Annotated in this window: 13 protein-coding genes; 10 read left to right on the top strand and 3 right to left on the bottom strand. The window is 67.4% G+C overall.

All coding sequences use genetic code 11. The features are described from left to right. Positions 1 to 14 precede the first annotated feature (14 nt). From ACE37B_RS17725 to ACE37B_RS17710, 4 genes are all read left to right on the top strand, one after another. On the top strand, positions 15 to 1,382 hold the full coding sequence (locus tag ACE37B_RS17725) for an ABC transporter substrate-binding protein (RefSeq protein WP_409924668.1): 1,368 nt from the start codon (positions 15 to 17) through the stop codon (positions 1,380 to 1,382). A gap of 173 nt (positions 1,383 to 1,555) precedes the next feature. Next, complete coding sequence (locus tag ACE37B_RS17720) at positions 1,556 to 3,319, top strand: carbohydrate ABC transporter permease (protein WP_409924667.1); 1,764 nt, start codon at positions 1,556 to 1,558, stop codon at positions 3,317 to 3,319. After that, a complete protein-coding gene (locus ACE37B_RS17715; protein WP_409924666.1) occupies positions 3,316 to 4,539 on the top strand; it encodes a carbohydrate ABC transporter permease in 1,224 nt (407 codons plus the stop codon). Before ACE37B_RS17720 ends, ACE37B_RS17715 begins: the two co-directional genes overlap by 4 nt. Positions 4,540 to 4,618: 79 nt before the next feature. Then, entirely contained in the window at positions 4,619 to 5,794 is a 1,176-nt protein-coding gene (locus ACE37B_RS17710; RefSeq protein ID WP_409924665.1) for an ABC transporter ATP-binding protein, read from the top strand. Positions 5,795 to 5,810: 16 nt separating this feature from the next. On the opposite strand, the gene ACE37B_RS17705 is transcribed toward ACE37B_RS17710, so the two are convergent. Beyond that, positions 5,811 to 6,821, bottom strand: a complete 1,011-nt coding sequence (locus ACE37B_RS17705) for a phytanoyl-CoA dioxygenase family protein (RefSeq protein ID WP_409924664.1) — start codon at positions 6,819 to 6,821, stop codon at positions 5,811 to 5,813. Positions 6,822 to 6,916: 95 nt separating this feature from the next. On the opposite strand from ACE37B_RS17705, the gene ACE37B_RS17700 reads away from it, so the two are divergent. The 3 genes from ACE37B_RS17700 (at position 6,917) to ACE37B_RS17690 (ending at position 12,964) form a co-directional block, all read left to right on the top strand. Continuing rightward, positions 6,917 to 9,040, top strand: coding sequence for an alpha-galactosidase (locus tag ACE37B_RS17700; protein WP_409924663.1), 2,124 nt, complete (start codon positions 6,917 to 6,919; stop codon positions 9,038 to 9,040). A 504-nt stretch (positions 9,041 to 9,544) separates the two neighbouring features. After that, a complete protein-coding gene (locus tag ACE37B_RS17695; protein ID WP_409924662.1) occupies positions 9,545 to 9,730 on the top strand; it encodes a hypothetical protein in 186 nt (61 codons plus the stop codon). 600 nt (positions 9,731 to 10,330) lie between these two features. Next, entirely contained in the window at positions 10,331 to 12,964 is a 2,634-nt protein-coding gene (locus ACE37B_RS17690) for a hypothetical protein (RefSeq protein ID WP_409924661.1), read from the top strand. A gap of 42 nt (positions 12,965 to 13,006) precedes the next feature. Here ACE37B_RS17690 and ACE37B_RS17685 read toward each other — a convergent pair whose 3' ends face one another. Next, the gene (locus tag ACE37B_RS17685) at positions 13,007 to 13,750 is read right to left on the bottom strand and encodes an SCO6745 family protein (RefSeq protein ID WP_409924660.1); all 744 of its coding nucleotides are present in this window, start codon (positions 13,748 to 13,750) and stop codon (positions 13,007 to 13,009) included. Positions 13,751 to 13,830: 80 nt separating this feature from the next. Here ACE37B_RS17685 and gatC point away from each other — a divergent pair, with 80 nt between their 5' ends. The 3 genes from gatC to gatB all read left to right on the top strand — a co-directional run bounded on the left by gatC (position 13,831) and on the right by gatB (position 17,092). After that, positions 13,831 to 14,133: an Asp-tRNA(Asn)/Glu-tRNA(Gln) amidotransferase subunit GatC gene (gatC, locus tag ACE37B_RS17680; protein ID WP_409924659.1), complete on the top strand. Its 303-nt coding sequence runs from the start codon at positions 13,831 to 13,833 to the stop codon at positions 14,131 to 14,133. Next, positions 14,133 to 15,596 carry an Asp-tRNA(Asn)/Glu-tRNA(Gln) amidotransferase subunit GatA gene (gene gatA, locus ACE37B_RS17675; protein WP_409924658.1) on the top strand — a complete coding sequence of 488 codons (1,464 nt, stop codon included), beginning with the start codon at positions 14,133 to 14,135 and terminating at the stop codon, positions 15,594 to 15,596. Before gatC ends, gatA begins: the two co-directional genes overlap by 1 nt. 89 nt (positions 15,597 to 15,685) lie before the next feature. Continuing rightward, positions 15,686 to 17,092 (top strand): Asp-tRNA(Asn)/Glu-tRNA(Gln) amidotransferase subunit GatB, encoded by a 1,407-nt coding sequence (gatB, locus tag ACE37B_RS17670; protein WP_409924693.1) that lies wholly within the window; start codon positions 15,686 to 15,688, stop codon positions 17,090 to 17,092. Positions 17,093 to 17,129: 37 nt separating this feature from the next. Here gatB and ACE37B_RS17665 read toward each other — a convergent pair whose 3' ends face one another. Further along, complete coding sequence (locus ACE37B_RS17665) at positions 17,130 to 17,948, bottom strand: lysophospholipase (RefSeq protein ID WP_409924657.1); 819 nt, start codon at positions 17,946 to 17,948, stop codon at positions 17,130 to 17,132. Between the last annotated feature and the right edge of the window lie 87 nt (positions 17,949 to 18,035).

The following is an 18,035-nucleotide window of genomic DNA, read 5'->3' as shown; positions in this document are numbered from 1 at the left end:
AGGGGAAGTGCAGCGTGAAACGAACACGAGCAGTATTCGCCGGGCTGACCGCCATGGCACTGATCGCAACAGCATGTGGGAGCGACGACGCGGCCGATGATTCGGCCGACGATGCCACTCCGACCACCGAAGCAGCAGCGGACGAACCCGCTGCCGACGAACCGGCCGCCGATGGTGACGTCACCGTTCGGTGGCGCACCCGTCCGGACAACGACGCCGAGGCGCAGGTGTACGCGAACGTGAGCGAGACCATCGACGCGGCCAATGACGGCTTCGCCTTGGCCTATGAGCCGGGCGGAACCGACACCGCCAGCTACCAGGACCAGTTGGTCACCGAGATCGGCAACGGTACGGCGCCGGACGTGTTCTGGATCCCGGGCACCGACATCGCTCGCTTCCAGTCCGAAGGCCTGATCCTCGACCTCGGCGAACTCGCCGCGGCCGACGGATTCGACACGAGCGCCTTCTACCCGGAGCCGATGTTCCACCTCACCTACGACCCCGAGGCGGGAGCCCCGGGCGACAAGCTCTGGGGTCTGCCGCGCGACGTCTCGACGTTCGCGCTGTACCTCAACCTCGACCTCATCGCCGAGGCCGGAGCCGACGACCCGCGTGTCCTCGCCGCCGAAGGCGCCTGGGACTGGGACGCGTTCGCCGAGGTGACCGAACTGGTCGCCGAGACGGGAGGCGCCAACAAGGGCTTCGCCATGGACGGATGGTGGGGCCCCTTCGGTGCGTTCATCAACGCCGCCGGTGGCAGCTTCTTCACCGAGGACCGCACCGGTTGTGCGCTCGACACCCCGGAGACGATCGCCGGTCTGGCCCAGGCGCAGACGCTCTACGCGACCGGCGCCACCGTGCCGTACGGCGAAGACAGCGAGACCCCGTGGAAGGCCGGCACCGTCGGCATGTTCATGAACGGCCGCTGGGCGACCCCGGGAGCGCGCACCGATGCCGCGTTCAACTGGGATGTCGTCGAGTTGCCCACGGGCCCGAGTGGCACGCAGGGCAACTGGCTGTTCTGGGGTGCGTACGTCGTCAACGCCAACACCGAGCACCCGCAAGAGGCGTGGCAGCTCGTGCAGGAGCTGACCACCGCCGAGACGCAGGCCACGATCAGCGAGCTCGGAGCCAACATCCCGAGCCGCGTGAGCGAAGCGGCCATCGACGCGTTCCTCACCTTCACCCCGCCGGAGAACAACCAGGCGTTCATCAACGGACTCCAGGACTCCCCGACGGCAGAGGGTCCGCTGTGGGCCGGCTCGTGGCCGGACTACAGCGAGACGATGTCCAACGCGGTGACGGCGCTGTTCAACGGCGAGCGCACCATCGAGGACTTCGAAGCGAACATCTGCTCCGAAGTCGCCGGAGCGCTGGGCTGACCAGCCAGCCTCGGCTGATCGATCAGCCGAGATGACCGTCGGTCGGGCGCTGCATCACGCAGCGGCCGAACGCCACCCCGCGACTGACATGATCGGGATCGCACCGACGCGGACCAAGGGGGACCGATGCTGGCGCGGGTGAGCGATCGGCACCGTGATCGACGAGGGGACACATGGGGACACCAACCGATGCGGAGACGGAACCGCTGGCCGACGCGGCCATCGTCGTACCGGACAGCACCATCACGCCCTGGGCGCGAGGGCGACTACCTCGCCACCACTACCGGATCCCGCTCGCCACCGGCCAGCGACTCGTCGTCGGCTGGCACCTCGTCGCCGTGTTGGCGGCGCTGCTCGCACTCTTCGCGACGCTCGATCCCTCCAGCGACGACGACGGCCTCCCGGGTGCCATCAAATTGCTCGTCCTGGTGCTCAACGGCCTCGCCGTGTTCGGGCACGCCTACTCGGCATTCGGTGTACGTCGCGTCGTGCGGCGCGCTCGAACCGTCTCGCTCATCACCAATTACCTCTTCTTCGTGCTCGCCGCAGCGGCGGCGCTGCACCAGTTCGGGTTCTTCCTCGGCATCGGCAGCTTCGGGGAAGGGCTGAACAAGGCGTTCCTGCCGTTCCTCGTCGTCCTCGTCGGAGTGCTGTGGATCGCCTTCGCCCGAACGATGATCGAGCGGGCGCCGACCTCGCTCGCCGCGGTCCGTCTCCGCCTCGCTGGTCGAGTGCTCGCCGTGGTCGGCGGTGTCTGGTTCGTCGTGCGAGCCGATCCGTCCGGGATGATCGGTGCGATCGGTGACGGTCTCACCACGCCGATGACCCTGGCCACGCTCGCTGTCGCGATCGGTTCGGCGCTCAGCGTCGCCCACATGTGGAACCCTCGGGTCGCCGCGCACTTCGGCACCAGCGCCGCCGAGTCCCAGGCCTTGTCGGGCCTCGCGTTCCTCTCGCCGAACATCATCGGCTTCATGTTCTTCTTCGCCGGTCCGCTGGCGTTCTCGTTCGTCGTGTCGTTCTTCGACTGGAGCACGACGAACACGACCAAGGACTTCGTCCTGTTCGACAACTACATCCGGGCCTTGTCGATCGATTTCGCGTCGGCACCGCAGGCGAACGCCGGCACCGAGGTGCTCAAAGACGGCTACCAGGTGCTCGCCAATCTCGACTGGTTCGGGCAGAACTGGGTGATCGGAGCGCGTGACATCGAGTTCTGGATCTCGCTGCGCAACATCGCCGTGTTCTTGGTGCTCGCCGTGCCGTTGTCGGTGCTGCCAGCGCTCGGTCTGTCGACGGTGTTGGCCTCGAAGCTGCCCGGCATGAAGGTGTTCCGAGCGATCTACTTCGTGCCGTCCGTCGCCGGCGTGATCGGCGTGTCGATCGTCTGGGGGCAGCTGTTCCAGAGCACGGTCGGCTGGATCAACTACCTCATCTTGCGCGCCGGGGAGATCCTGCCGTTCCTCGACCCGCCAGCCGAAGGGCAAGCGTGGCTGTCGGATCGCAGCACGGCGCTGTTCGCGATCGTCGTGGTGTTCGCGTGGATGAACTTCGGGTTCAACACGGTGCTGTACCTGGCCGGTCATCAGGGCATCGCGAAGGACTTGTACGAGGCCGCCGAGATCGATGGCGCGTCGCCGTGGCGAACGTTCCGGCGGATCACGGTGCCGCAACTCGCGAACACGTCGTTCTACGTCGTCAGCCTCACCAGCATCACGGCGTTGCAACTGTTCGACATCGTCTGGGTGCTCTCCAGACCCGAACCGGGAGGTCCGAACAACGCGACGACCACGCCGGTGATCGCGCTCTACGAGGAGGCGTTCGTGAACAACAGCACCGGATACGCATCGTCGCTCGCGTGGATCTTGTTCATGTTGATCTTCGGCCTGACGTTCGGCCAGTTCCGACGTCAACGCAACACGGTGGGGGCGTCATGAGCGTTCGTCGCCGAGGAGTGCGTGCGAGCCTCGTGCGCGGTGGCACCTACGCATTGTTGGTGCTCGTCGCCGGCATCGTCATCTTCCCGTTCGTCGTCGCCGTGTCGACGGCGTTCAAGGCGAGCACCGACATCTTCACCTACCCGCCATCGCTGGTGCCGAAACAGAACAGCACGGTCCCGGCGACCGCGGTGGGGGGATCCGCCGACGACGATCCGTTGGAGGTCTACACGCTCCCGGAGCGCGACGGGGACTTCGCACTCGTGCAGAACGGTGTGTCACTCGGCGTCTACGTGGCGCTCGACGACCTCGACTCGGATGCTCCGACCGAGATCGTCGCCGACCTCGACGCTGCCGAACCGGTCGGCACATCGATCGTCGTCGACGGCGACGAGGAGGCGATCGTCACGGTCGCGACGGCCGACGGCCCGGTCGAGGCGATCCGCATACGGACCACGGTCGGCGCGCGCTTCCAGTCACTCGACGATCCGACGGAGACGGTCGACTCCCTCGTCAACGCGGCGTCACCCGCCCAGGAGTTCGGGCCGCGATTCGCGAACTTCCCCGACGTCCTCGACGGCAAGGATCTCGGGCGCAGCCTGACCAACACGGTGCTGGTGACGCTCGGTGTCGTCGCCGGTCAGGTGCTCACCTCGATCCTCGGTGGCTACGCGTTCGCTCGCCTGAAGTTCCGCGGTCGCGACAAGCTGTTCTTGCTCTACCTCGGGTCGGTGATGATCCCGTTCGTCGTGTTGATCGTCCCGCTCTTCCAGTTGATGGTGCAGCTCAACTGGCGCGACAACCTGGTGGCGCTGATCATCCCGTTCATCTTCTGGGCGTACGGCACGTTCTTGATGCGCCAGTTCTTCATCGGGATTCCGGTCGAGATCGAAGAAGCGGCCCTGCTCGACGGGGCGAGCCGCTTCAAGATCCTGTGGCGGATCATGGTGCCGCTCGCACGACCTGCGATCGCCTCGCTCGCCACGTTCGGATTCCTCTATGCCTGGAACTCGTTCTTGTGGCCGTTCGTCATCATCAACTCCGGCAACCCGGACAGCTTCGTGTTGCCGGTGAGCCTGGCGCAGTTGGGTGGGCGTTCGAGCACCGACACCAACCTCGCCTTCGCCGGCGCCGTCATCGCGATGACACCGCCGATCATGGTGTTCTTGTTCGCGCAGCGGTACTTCGTCGAGAACTCCGCTTCGAGCGGCATCAAGTGAGGCGACCCATGCACTCCCACCTCCACAACGCCGCCGACGCGGCGAAGATCCGGCCCAGCACATCGACAGGAGCATCGCCATGGCGAGCGTGACGTTCAACGGAGTCAAGAAGGTCTACGACGGTGACGTCACCGCGATCGAATCACTCGATCTCGATATCGCCGACGGCGAGTTCATGGTGCTCGTCGGGCCGTCCGGATGCGGCAAGTCGACCGCACTGCGGATGATCGCCGGGCTCGAGGAGGTGAGCGGCGGCGAGCTGAGCATCGGAGAGCAGGTCGTCAACCATGTGCCGCCGGCCGACCGCGATATCGCGATGGTGTTCCAGAGCTACGCGCTGTACCCGCACATGACGGTGCGCGACAACATGGCGTTCTCGCTCGAGGTCGCCGGGATCAAGAAGGACGAGCGGAACCGACGAGTCGAGGAGGCGGCGGCGATCCTCGGGTTGACCGATTACCTCGACCGTCTCCCGCGTGCCCTGTCGGGCGGTCAGCAGCAGCGAGTGGCGATGGGACGCGCCATCGTGCGTTCGCCGAAGGTCTTCTTGATGGACGAGCCGTTGTCGAACCTCGACGCGAAGTTGCGCGTCCAGATGCGCTCGGAGATCATCCAGCTCCAGAAGCGGCTCGGCACGACGATGGTGTACGTCACGCACGATCAGGTCGAGGCGATGACGATGGGGAGCCGCGTCGCGGTGATGCGGGGCGGCGAACTCCAACAGGTCGCCGCACCCCAGGAGTTGTATCGCGACCCGGCCAACCTGTTCGTGGCGGCCTTCATCGGCTCGCCGGCGATGAACCTGATCCATGCGACGATCGAGGCCGAGGGCGAGCAACTCGTCGTGGCCTTCGGCGGGCACCGTCTCCATCTCGCGGCGCGCACGATCGAGCGGTATCCGCGGCTGCCCGACTTCGTCGGCGAGGCCGTCGTCGTGGGGATCCGACCGGAGCACTTCGACATGGCGGATGACGTCGACGACTCGTCCGGACGCGAGATGTCGATCGAGGCGATCCTCGTCGAGTCGATGGGTGCGGAGAACCACATCCACTTCGAGATCGAGGCGCCGTCGGCGAGCACCGACGCTCTCGAGCAGACCGCGGACGGACTCGACGAGTCGTCAGCGGCCGTCTCAGCGGCGATCGCCCGGGTCGACGGAATGCACGTGATCGGGAACGGCGAGCGGGTGACGTTGGCGGTCAAGACCGACCGCATCCACTTCTTCTCACCCGCCGACGGCGCGCCGTTGCGTTGACGTGCGGCCAGCGTGTTCAGACGGCGTCGAGCGGCACGATCGGAGGGTCGGGTCGCAGCGTCGGGCCGGTGACCAGGGTCTCGCTCGAATCGGCGACGAGGAACCGCGTGAGATGCTGCGCGTGCGGCGACAGGCGTCGATGATCCTCGTAGGTGATGGAGGGACTGACCGGTTCGCGGTACCACGGGGCGTAGAACTCGAGATTGGGGATCGACCGTGCCTCGTCGGACACGTTCGGGGTGCCGCCGTGCCAGGCACGGACGTCGCGGATCTGGACGGCGCCGGCAGGAACCGGGCACACGGTGCTCAAGCGCATCCACTCCGGCTCCTCGTCGAGGGTCGGCATCGGAGCGCGGGAGTGTTGGGTGCCGGGAATCTGTCGGGTCGGCCCGTTGAGGCGGGTGATGTCTTGCGGCAGGAAGTTCACGCAGACGTATGGGCACGGCAGGTCGCGCAGTGTCAAGTGGCCACGCGGATCGCTGAAGGAGTTGTACGGCGTCGACGAACGGCTCTCGAAGTCACGCGTGTCGGCGTGCAACGGTTGGTACTCGACTGCGCCCGGCAGGCAGAAGTCCCCGCTGGCGGCGCGCAGCATGTAGTCGCCGGAGCCGAAGATCGCGGCCAGGATCGGCGTCACGGTCGGGAGGTCGAGGAGCATCTGCCACTCCGGCCGATGCAGCTGACTCCGGGTGATGCTCGATCCGCCGAACGAGTATCGGTGCGAACCGCGATTGCCGAACCGGTCGTCGTCGAGGGCGATGATCTCGTCGATCACCTCGTCGCATCCGTGGCGCAAGATCTGGGTCTGCTCCGGCGTGAGCGCGTCGGCGACGACGACGAAACCATCTCGTCGGAACAGCGTCACGGCACGATCGATCTCGCCGGGCTCGAGGATGTCGAGACCCGCGAGACCGTTGTTCGCTGCGAGGTGTTCGCGCAGCGCGACCACCTCCGGATCGTTCCGATCGCGCCCGGCCCAGCCGAGGTCGTCGCGACGCTGCAATCGGGTGGAGGCCGTGTCGGTCACGACGTCGATCGTACGCGGCGCGCCCCGGTCGAGTGGCACCGCGAACGGGTGCCGCGAGCGCTCAGTCGATAGCTTGACACGACTCAGGGGGAGCGATGTCGAAGATCGTCAGGTTGGTACGCGAGCAGGTCGAGGTGGTGGTCGACGCGTCGACCGGCGCACCGACGATCCTCCACTGGGGTGCGCCGCTCGGCGAGGGCTCCGACATGCACGCCGACATGGTTGCGATGGTCTCGGCCCTCGATCGTCCGCTGGTGCACGGGACCTTCGATGCGGTCGCTCCGGTGAGCGTGGTGCCCGAACACGGGTCGGGGTTCACGGGGCGACCCGGCGTCGCCGGTCGACGCGGCGGCGGGCGAGCCTGGTCACCCCGATTCACGACCGTCTCGCATTCGGCGGTCGAGCATCGTCTCACCGTCGACGCGGTCGACGAGGCCGCCGGACTGGCATTGACGACGTCGATCGCGCTCGGCGACGTGCTCACCGTGTCGTCGACGATCGAGAACCTCGGCGATCGTCGCTACTCGCTCGACGGCCTGACCGTCACCGTTCCACTTCCCGAGTTCGCCGACGAGTTGCTCACCTTCTCGGGTCGGTGGGCACGCGAGTTCCAGCCGGATCGAATCGACTGGCGTCACGGTGCTCACCTGATCGAGAACCGGCGCGGACGCACCTCGCACGAGGACCCGCCGTTGTTGTTCGCCGGGCCGCGTGGATTCGGCGAGTGGCAGGGGGAGGTGTGGGGCGTGCACGTCGCCTGGAGCGGCAACCATCAGCTCGTCGCGGACCGGCTCGCCGACGGTCGCCGCTACGTGCAGGGCGGCGAACTCCTGCACTCCGGTGAGGTCGTGCTCGAACCGGGCGAGACCTACACGACCCCCGACCTCGTCGGCGTGTTCTCTGCGAGTGGGCTCACCCCGGCGACGTGGGGGTTCCACCGTGCGGCGCGCAGCTACCGGGCGCATCCCGACACGCCCCGTCCCGTCCTGGTCAACACCTGGGAGGCGGTGTACTTCGATCACGACCTCGACACGTTGCGCTCACTCGCGTCGAGCGCCGCCGACCTCGGGGTCGAACGCTTCGTGCTCGACGATGGCTGGTTCGGGTCGCGACGGAACGACTCGCGCGGTCTCGGCGACTGGTGGGTGTCGGAGGAGGTGTACCCGGACGGACTCCGGCCGCTGATCGACCACGTCGTCGGGCTCGGGATGGAGTTCGGCATCTGGGTCGAACCCGAGATGGTCAACCCCGACAGCGAGCTGCACCGGGCTCATCCCGAGTGGGCGCTGGTGACCGACGGGTACGAGCCGGTGCTCGGCCGTCGTCAGTTGGTGCTCGATCTCGCACATCCCGACGCGTACGACCACATCCACCGGCACCTCGACGCCTTGCTGCGCGATCACGACATCTCCTACGTGAAGTGGGACATGAACCGCGATCATCTCCAGGCGAGCGGCATCGACGGAGCGGCCGGCACGCACGCCCAGACGCTGGCGGTGTACCGCCTGTTGGACGAACTACGAACGGCGCATCCCGAGGTGGAGTTCGAGTCGTGTGCGAGCGGTGGCGGGCGGGTGGACCACGAGATCCTTCGACGTGTCGAGCGCGTCTGGACCAGTGATTGCAACGACGCACTGGAGCGCCAGACCATCCAACGCGGCGCTTCGATGCTGGTTCCGCCCGAGGTGATGGGCTGCCACATCGGGCCACCGACCTCGCACACGACCGGTCGCACGCAGACGCTGGCGTTCCGAGCCGCGACAGCACTGTTCGGTCATCTCGGCATCGAGTGGAACATCACATCGCTGAGCGACGACGAGCGCGCCGCGCTGCGCGCCGTCGTCTCGCTCCACAAGGAGTACCGCGGGCTCTTCCACGGTGGCGACAGCGTGCGCTTCGACACCGCGTCGGAGTACTGCGCGCACGGCGTGTACGCGCCTGACCGTTCGGCGGGAATCGTCTCGTTCGCGCAACTGACGTCCGCGGCGAGCTTGACACCCCCGCCGCTCCGTCTCCCGGGCCTCGACCTGGCGGCGTCGTACCGGGTCGAGCATCTCGGACTGCCCATGGAAACCCGTGGCCCGGGTCGTACCCGCCCCCACTGGATGGCGGAGCCCGGCGGGGTGGTGCTCACCGGACGTCAACTCGCGATCCACGGGATCCAACCACCGAGCCTCCACCCCGAGTCCGCCGTCCTGTTCTCCCTGACCCGCCTCTGAGCAGCATCGACGTGGTGTCTGTCACCACGGTGTCCGACGCCGGTGTTGGCGGCCACTGGGGTCTGGCCGTCGCGATCTCATCGCTGACGGACTGGCATCGGGCGAAGGGCGCGAAGTGACCGACGACGTGTTTGCCGAGTTGCACGAGCGGGCACTCGGCGCTGATGCGTGACGCGTTCGATTCTTCGCCCGCAAGCCGAAGTCGATCTCATCGAACGAGCCCACTGTTACCGAGCTGAGGGCGGCTCCGACCTCGGCGAACGATGCTTCGACGCAGCGACGACGGGGTTGGACGAGATTGGCCGGATGCCAGGTGCCGGGTCGCCGCGTGTGGGCGAGTCGTGCGGAAGGGTTGCGTGTCCGCCGGGTCCCGAACTTCCCGTGCCGCTGGTCCTCCTTCGCCAGCGGCGATCGCGTCCATGTCGTCCGTCTGCTCGCTGACGCTCACGACATCGCAGCCGTCCTCGCTGATGTCGACCAGGAGTAGCGATCGAACGTGAGGAGATGTGGGTAGGGAGCCGCGCCGGCGTTGCGCTCGCAGCAGCGGTCCGCAGTCACGACCTCACCGAATCCGAAGCGTCCGCTGCAGCAGACGAATGGGAGATCTTCTGGTCGTCGATGCGTCCAATCGAACTCGAGGCCCTCGAGCATCTGCTTCCGGGCCGGCCGATCGCTCCGCCCGCCACCTGAGACACGCCTCGCCGATCTGAGCATCCAGGCCGAGACGCTTGCGTGGCAGATACCTCTTCGTCGAACGGTTCATCTGCTCGGCGAGTTCATCGAGCGCTGCGGTTCCCCGCTCGGCGTAGGCCCCGGCTTCTTCGGAACTGAGGACGATTGTCACCGAGTAGTACTGGCCTGACATCGGCCCCTGGGCCAGGATCGCGGCGTCGAAGACCAGGTCATCGCCATCGGCAACGAGCGTCCAGTTCCATGGAGACTGAGCGAGTACTTCCATCGGGCGAAGGGTATGTCGCTGACCGCCATGCTCAGGTACGTGAAGCGACAGTGGAACGACGTCGTCGCCAAGCTGACCGGTCGCTTCACGAGAAGCAAACGCAGCATGATCATCCACATCAACCCCGTCCGTCAGACCGGGGGACTTCCACGGCAGCACTCGAGCAGCGAGGAGTGAGACCCCCTTCAGGCGGCATCTGACCTGATCAGAATGTTCGAGCGGTTGCGTCGTTGGGCCAGCGCAGAGCCGGCAGGGAGGATGTTGGTGGGTGCCTCGATGTGCCGTTGATCGACATACCGAACACCGGCTGACGCAGCACTAGGTTGGCGGCGATGGGGGAGCGTCGGGGGCCGAGACGATGGTGGGCGACCGCTGCCCTCATCCCGCTGGTGCCCTTCCTGCTCATCGGGCGCTACGTCGACAGCGAGTATCTGATCCGCCTGTACTTCGCCGGCGACCCGTGTCGCTGGCTGCTCGCCGCCCGCGACGCCACCGACTCGGTGGAGTTCTGCGACGACGGCATGATCGTCCTGGCCGCCCCGGATCTCGCCGACCAACGCATGGCGCTCCTGCTCGATCTCGCGTTCGCCGCGTCGTTCGCGGTCGTCGGCTACCTGCTGCTCACTGCAGGCCATCGGCACTGGGCGCCGCTGCGGCGTCGTGGCGATCGATGGCTGTGGTCGAAGATGCCGTGGATCGCAGTGGTCGCCGGAACGCTCGACCTGATCGAAACGAGCGGTCAGTTGATCTGGCTCGACGACGCGACACCGCCGACGGTGGCAACCCATCTCATCGCTGCGATCGCGTGGTGGAAGTGGGCGGCGTATCTGCTTGCGTTCGTCGGCTGGTTCGGCTTGGTCATCGGACCGATCGCGGCCGGAGCGGTTCGCCCAGGCATGACCCGACTCCTCGGCGACGAACCCCAGCCCCCCGCCAAGGACCCCGTCGACGAGCGATACGCCGGCGAGCAGACCGTCGACGAGCAGACCGTCGGCGAGCAGACCGTCGACGAGCAGCCGGACGGCAGCGCCGAATCGACCGCGAGCGACGTGCTCGGGATCACGGCGTCCGGTGGAGGTATTCGCTCCGCGTCGGTGGTGCTCGGCGCGCTGCGGGGACTGTCACGTGACGGCACGTTCCAGCGGGCCAGATGGTTGCATGCGGTCTCGGGCGGTGGCTTCGCCGCCGGCGGATGGCGGGCCTCGAGCTTGCCGTGCGACGACATCGAGTTGTTCGAGCCCGACCATCCGTGGATGCGATCGGTGAAGGCGCGTCTCCGCTACCTCGACAACGGATTCGGCTCCCTGCTCGGAGGAATCGTCGGCGCCATCGTGCGCACGGTGATCGTGTTCGGATCGGTCGTGTGGGCGGCGATGCTCACCGGCTGGGTTGTCGGATGGTCGACCGGAAGCTGGGCGGTGGTGCCCGGGTTCTCCAACAAGGAACGCGTCGTCGACGGCGAGGTCGTGGCGGCGATGGCGTTCTCCGACGTCGTCTCGTGGCGCCAGGTGCTCCCCGGAGCGTTGCCCGCTGCGCTCGGCCTGGTGGTGCTCGCGGCGAGTCTGCTCTCGGCGGATCCGTCGCTGCGTCGTCGCGCTCGATCGGTCGCTGTCGCGGTCGGCGGGCTCGGACTCGCATTGCTCATCGCACTCGTCGGACTCCCGGTCGCGATCTGGGCCGGTCGGGACGTGATGTCGATCATCTCCGGTGAGGCCGAGACGAACGTGACGATCCTCGGAGTGGTGACGGGCGCCGGCCTCGCCGCTGCCGTGTGGCGGGTGCTCAAGTCCGAACTCACCAAGCGCTGGTCGCGACTGGGAGGGGTCTTCCTGCTCGTCGGGATGTTCGCCTTCGCCGGCAAGGTCGCCGACGACCGCGCCAACCTCGATGGAGTGTTCGCCGGGCTCTGGGTTCCGGTGATCGGCATCGTGTGGCTCGTCGCCACCGATCTGATCCCGTCGCACCGCCTCACCCTCAACGGGATCTATCGCAAACGGCTCGCCGGGACGTTCTTGCTGACCGCCGAGACCCATGGCGCCGGGCTGAGGGTGCCGATGACGTACTGGGGCGAGCCGACCTGGGAGGGTTACGTCGGCGCCCGCGGCCCGGAACTCGTCCTGTGTGGCACGGCGCAGTCGACCGTCACGCAGCACGGGGGCCTGCCCGCCCTCGGGTTCGCGTTCAGTCCGGTGGCGATGAGCTTGTACGACGAGACTCCGGGGCTCCCGGCGGCGCGGTACATCCCCGGTTCGTCGTGGCAGGGATTCCCGCGTCGGTGGACTGTGTCACGATCGATGGCGCTCGCCGGTGCGGCGTTCTCGTCGGCGATGGGGCGTCAGTCGTTCGGTAGCACCAACTCGCTGTTGGCGGCGGTCAACCTGCGACTCGGGATGTGGGTGCCGAACCCGAATCGGCGGACGTGGTTCGCCGAGGAGCACCCACCGCCGCGGGTCCACCTCGGTTACTTCGCCAAGGAGCTGTTCAACCGCTACGACCCCGACGACGATGCGTTCGTCTACGTCACCGACGGCGGACATCGCGACAACCTCGGTCTCGTCGAGCAACTCCGTGAGCGTCCGGATCGGATCATCGTGCTCGACGCGAGCGGCGATCGCAGGGGGAGCTTCGCGACGCTGCGCCAGGCGATCGCACTCGCCGACATCGAACTGAACGTGCAGATCGACCTCGAGTGGGACCCGATCACGTGGCCCGAGCACGACGTGCCGACCGACTGCGCCACGACCGGTACGGCGACGTTTCGCGACGGCAGCGAGCACGTCACGCGACTCGTCTACGCGAAGGCACAGATCAGCGATTCGGCACCGCACGATCTTCGACTGGCAGCGGGCCGCGACCTGAAGTTCCCCGACTACTCGACCGGTGATCAGTTTCTCACCCCCGAGCAGTTCGACGACCTGGTCGCACTCGGCGAGCATCTGGCGACGCGCATCACGCGCCTGCTCTGAGCAGACGGCCCCCGGTTCGCTCCGTGCGACCTGGACGTCGGGTCAGACGCCGAGGGCGGCGGCCATCGCGTTGGTGCCCGCGATCAGCGCCGCGGCTTGTTCGTCGCTCAGCGCGGCGAACGCCGGCTCGAGGATGACGTTCGTCGCGGCCTCGGCTGCTTCCATCCGCTCGTTGCCGTCGATCGGGGTGGCGGGGGCCTCTTCCCAGCCGAACATCGCGACGTCGCCCGGGCGCTTGATCGCGTGCGCCTGCGCATCGGTCAGACCACAGGCGAGCACGGCACAGAGGTGCGCGCTCCCGCGCAGTTCGCGCAGCACCGCGGCCTTTTGGATCGCGCATGCCGCTGCATCCTCGGCGCAACGCAGGTCGGCGATGCCGGCGAACAGCGCAAGACCGGCGGGGCTCGCCGACGAGATGACGACATCGGCAGCAGCGACGTAGTCGGCGAGGACGGATTCGTCGATGTCGGCGAACGCGTCACGGCCGACGGCGCCGCACATGTCGAAGTACGCCTGCGCGGCCTCGAGCGGCGCGACGATCGACTTCGCCTTCTCCCACGTGCCGGCGATGACCGCAGGATTGAAGTAGCCGAACGCGGCCGACACGACCGACGCGGGCGCGTCGCCGAGCACGCCGCCGCGCCCGAGGATGTACATCTTGAATCCGTCGAGGCCCATCTCCTTGCTCGCGGCGACGGTCGCCGGATGGAAGTAGAAGCTGGCTCCGATGTTGCCGGTCGGTCCGGCGATGGCGGTGATCGTGCTGATGGTGTCGAGTTCGCTCATCGCCGTATTGTGACCCGCGGTCGTCGGCCGGGACGAAACGGGTCGCGGGTGGCGAGCACCGACGTCGGTATCCTCGGCGTGTGTCTTCACGCATCACCCCGGACGCCGTGTCCAAGGTGGCATCGCTCGCACGACTCTCGTTGAACGACGACGAGTTGGCGATCGCCACCGACGAACTCGGCAACATGCTCGACCACTTCGCCGACATCGATGCGCTCGACCTCGACGGCGTCGAGCCGATGATGCAACCGATCCCGCTCACCAACGTGATGCGCGACGACGTGGTGGGCGACACGCTCGATCGCGACGAGGTGCTCGCTGCTGCTCCGGTTTCCGAAGACGGTCGCTTCCGTGTACCGCCGATCATCGGTCTGGACGACTGATGAGCGACACGTCCGACACGAGCCAGACCGGAACCAGCAACGGGCCGACGTCGGCCACCGACATCGCGTGGAACGTCCGCAACGGCGTCGTCAAGGCGGCCGATGTCGTCGAGAGATTTCTCACGACGATCGATGCCCGTGAGAGTGACATTCATGCGTTCAATCTCGTGCTCGCCGACGCAGCGAGAGAGCGAGCCGCAGCGATCGACGACCTCGTCTCCGTCGGTCGCGATCCCGGACCGCTCGCCGGAGTGACAGTCGCTCTCAAAGACAACCTGTGCACCCGCGGCATCCCGACGACCTGCTCGTCCAAGATCCTCGAGGGATGGACGCCGCCCTACGACGCAACGGTGGTCACTCGCCTCCGCGATGCAGGCGCCGTCGTCGTCGGCAAGACCAACCTCGACGAGTTCGCCATGGGATCGAGCACCGAGAACTCCGCATTCGGACCCACTCGCAACCCGCACGACACGACGCGGGTGCCGGGCGGTTCGTCGGGCGGATCCGCCGCAGCGGTCGCAGCACGATTCGCCGCTGTCAGCCTCGGCTCCGACACCGGCGGTTCGATCCGTCAGCCCGCTGCGCTGTGCGGCGTCGTCGGTGCCAAACCGACGTACGGCGCGGTGAGTCGGCTCGGGCTGATCGCGTTCGGGTCGAGCCTCGATCAGATCGGGCCGTTCGCCCACACGGTCGCCGACGCTGCGCTCACCCTCGAGGCGATCTCGGGTCACGATCCCGGCGACAGCACGAGCATCCAGCAGGGTCCGCTCGACCTCACCCGCCAACTCGACTTCGGCGTGGCGGGGCTGAGAGTCGGTCGCATCACCGATTTGCCGGCCGGCGCCAGCCCCGACGTGGAGGAGCGTCTCGAGGTCGCGTTCGACACGTTGCGTGCCGCCGGTGCCGAGATCGTCGACGTGGAGGTACCGGCGTTCAGCTACGGGCTCACCGCCTACTACCTGATCGCTCCGGCCGAGGCGTCGAGCAATCTGGCCCGCTTCGACGGGGTCCGTTTCGGGTTGCGCGTCGACGCCCCCGACACCAACGCGATGTACGCGGCCACGCGCACCGAGGGCTTCGGCGCCGAGGTGAAGCGGCGGATCATGCTCGGCACCTACGCACTGTCGGCGGGGTACTACGACGCCTACTACGGCCGAGCGCTCAAGGTGCGCCGACTGATCGCGAACGACTTCGCCGCCGCCTACGAACGCGCCGACGTGCTGCTCACCCCGGCCTCGCCGACGGTCGCCTTCGAACTCGGCGACAAGGCGTCGGATCCCTTGTCGATGTATCTCTGCGACACCTACACGATCCCGTCGAACCTGACCGGCGACCCGGCGATGAGCGTGCCCTTCGGGACGGGCGACCTGGGCCTGCCGGTCGGCGTCCAGGTGCTCGCACCAGCGCTGCACGACGACGTCATGTTCCGAACCGCCGCCGTCCTGGAAGGAGCCGTGTCATGAGCATCGTCTACGCGAACGACGATGGGTATCACCCGTCCAACGCCGACCACGAACGTTGGACGCACCGCGTCGGTGAGAGCGTCTACGAGATGGTCGTCGGGCTCGAGGTCCACGTCGAACTGGCCACCGCGACGAAGCTGTTCTCGGCGTCGCCGAACAGTTTCGGTGACGAGCCGAACACGCACATCGATCCGGTCACGCTCGGCCTCCCCGGCGCTCTTCCGGTGCTCAACCGCCAGGCGGTCGAGTTGGCGATGCGGCTCGGTCTCGCGTTGAACTGTCGCGTCCAGCGCTCGACGTTCGCCCGCAAGAACTACTTCTACCCCGACATGCCCAAGGCGTATCAGATCAGTCAGTACGACGAGCCGATCAACGTCGACGGGTGGCTCGACCTACCCGACGGGTTCCGCGTCGGGATCGAACGCGCACACCTCGAAGAAGACACCGGCAAGTCGACGCACGTCGGCGGAGCGGGCGGCCGCATCCATGGGAGTGACTACTCGCTGATCGACTTCAACCGGGCCGGGGTGCCCCTCGTCGAGATCGTGAGCCGCCCCGACATCCGCCACCCCGAGCAGGCCAAGGCGTACGTGTCGGAACTGCGTGCGATCCTCGTCGCCGTCGGTGCCTCCGACGCGAAGATGGAGGAGGGATCGATGCGAGTCGACGCCAACGTCAGCGTGCGGCGGCCGGGCGATGATTTCGGCACACGGTGCGAGATCAAGAACGTCAACTCGGTCCGATCGGTCGGTCGGGCGATCGAGTACGAGGCGAAGCGTCAGATCCTGCTGATGGAGCACGGCGAGCGCGTCGTCCAGCAGACGCGCCACTGGGACGAGAACGACGGCAAGACGCATACGTTGCGCTCGAAGGAAGACGCCGACGACTATCGGTACTTCATCGAGCCCGACCTGGTCGTCGTCGACCCCGACCCCGCGTGGATCGAACGCGTGCGTGCAACGCTCCCGGTGCTCCCGGCGCAGCGACGCGAGTCACTGTCAGCCCTGAGCGGCATGGCGGCGAACTCCGAGGCGGTGATGGTGATCGTCGACCGAGGGCAAGACGCCTTCGTCGGTGAGGTCGCGCGGCTCGGCGGCGATGCCGCGATCGCGGTCAAGTACGTGAAGGAGTCGCCCGAGGCCGCCCACGTCGTGGCGGCCCAGCGAGTCGCCGACCTCACGACGATGGAGGCGGGCGGGGACCTCACGGCAACGCAGGCCAAGACCGTGCTCGCCGAGTTGATCGTCCGCGACGGCAAGGTCGACCCGGCGGACATCGCCGGTGAACTCGGCTTCGAGGCGATGGCATCCGACGATCTCGCATCGTTCGTCGACGCTGCCGTCGCCGAGCTCCCCGACGCCTGGGCGAAGTTCTGCGCCGGTGAAGGCAAGGCGATGGGGGCGCTCGTCGGCGCCGTGATGAAGGCGTCGAAGGGCCAGGCCGACGGCAAGGCCGTCACCGCACTCCTGAACGATCGCAAAGCCGCTATTTCGTAGCTGCGGGGCGCGAGACGACGAGTGGCTCGGTTGCCGGTCAGCCGAGCTGTGCGTCGAGCCAGCCGAGGATTTCGGCGAGCACCTCGTCGCGCTCGGGCTCGTTCAGGCACTCGTGGCGCAGGCCAGGCCAGACGGTCCGGGTGACGTTGGGGAGTTCACCGAGTGGTTCGGACGCTGCCGGCGGTACGAGCGTGTCGTCGGCGCCGTGGAAGACGTACGTCGGGATGCGGAGCCGGTCGAGCGCTCGACCGGTGGCGGCCATGGTGCGCAGCGTTTCGCGGCCGAGTCGAGCGGTCGAGAACGGAACGCGCAGCGGATCGTGCTCGTAGGCCGACTGGACTGCCGGGTCGCGTGACAACACGGTGCCGTCGAAGTCGGCAGGCACTTTCAGCGTCGGGAGGACGGTGCCGAGCGGCGGGGCGAACAGCCGCTGCCACGACGGCACCGACGCGGCCAGCGCCGGGGAGCTGAGGATGGCGAGGTCCGGCTGGGGGCGGTCGCTGACGAGGTACGTCGTCGAGACGAGCCCGCCCAGCGAGTGTCCCATCAGCACGACGGGCACGTCGAGCGAGCGGCGCTCGGCGAGCAGCGCTTCGACGTCGTCGAGAAAGTCGGCGAAGGAATCGACGTAGGCGCGGCGGCCCGCCGTCTCTCCGAATCCGCGCTGGTCGTAGGCCAGTACGTCGATGCCGCGACCGGACAGCGTCGAACCGACGTACTCGTAGCGCCCGGAGTGCTCCCCGATGCCGTGGACGACGAGGAGCGCTACCCGCGTCGTTCCCTCGGGACGCCAGCGTCGGCGGAGCTGGCGACGGCCGTCGGCGGCGGTCGCGAAGTCGGTGGTCGATGAGCGCACGCGGCAAACGTAGACGCTGGGCCGCGGCGAGCGGGCGCTCGACCTCCGCCGCTGCTCTCGGATCGCTCGGCAAGAAACCCTCAAGCC

The organism is Ilumatobacter sp., from assembly GCF_046290335.1.
GTDB lineage: Bacteria > Actinomycetota > Acidimicrobiia > Acidimicrobiales > Ilumatobacteraceae > Ilumatobacter_A.
This window is presented reverse-complemented; position numbering and strand designations above follow the sequence as displayed.

What these genes read in the sequence shown, in the direction of transcription:
- ACE37B_RS17720 (WP_409924667.1), top strand. Translation starts at nt 1,556, where the DNA reads ATGGGGACACCAACCGATGCGGAGACGGAACCGCTGGCCGACGCGGCC.
- ACE37B_RS17715 (WP_409924666.1), top strand. Translation starts at nt 3,316, where the DNA reads ATGAGCGTTCGTCGCCGAGGAGTGCGTGCGAGCCTCGTGCGCGGTGGC.
- ACE37B_RS17710 (WP_409924665.1), top strand. Translation starts at nt 4,619, where the DNA reads ATGGCGAGCGTGACGTTCAACGGAGTCAAGAAGGTCTACGACGGTGAC.
- ACE37B_RS17700 (WP_409924663.1), top strand. Translation starts at nt 6,917, where the DNA reads ATGTCGAAGATCGTCAGGTTGGTACGCGAGCAGGTCGAGGTGGTGGTC.
- ACE37B_RS17695 (WP_409924662.1), top strand. Translation starts at nt 9,545, where the DNA reads ATGTGGGTAGGGAGCCGCGCCGGCGTTGCGCTCGCAGCAGCGGTCCGC.
- ACE37B_RS17690 (WP_409924661.1), top strand. Translation starts at nt 10,331, where the DNA reads ATGGGGGAGCGTCGGGGGCCGAGACGATGGTGGGCGACCGCTGCCCTC.
- ACE37B_RS17685 (WP_409924660.1), bottom strand. Translation starts at nt 13,750, where the DNA reads ATGAGCGAACTCGACACCATCAGCACGATCACCGCCATCGCCGGACCG.
- gatA (WP_409924658.1), top strand. Translation starts at nt 14,133, where the DNA reads ATGAGCGACACGTCCGACACGAGCCAGACCGGAACCAGCAACGGGCCG.
- gatB (WP_409924693.1), top strand. Translation starts at nt 15,686, where the DNA reads ATGGTCGTCGGGCTCGAGGTCCACGTCGAACTGGCCACCGCGACGAAG.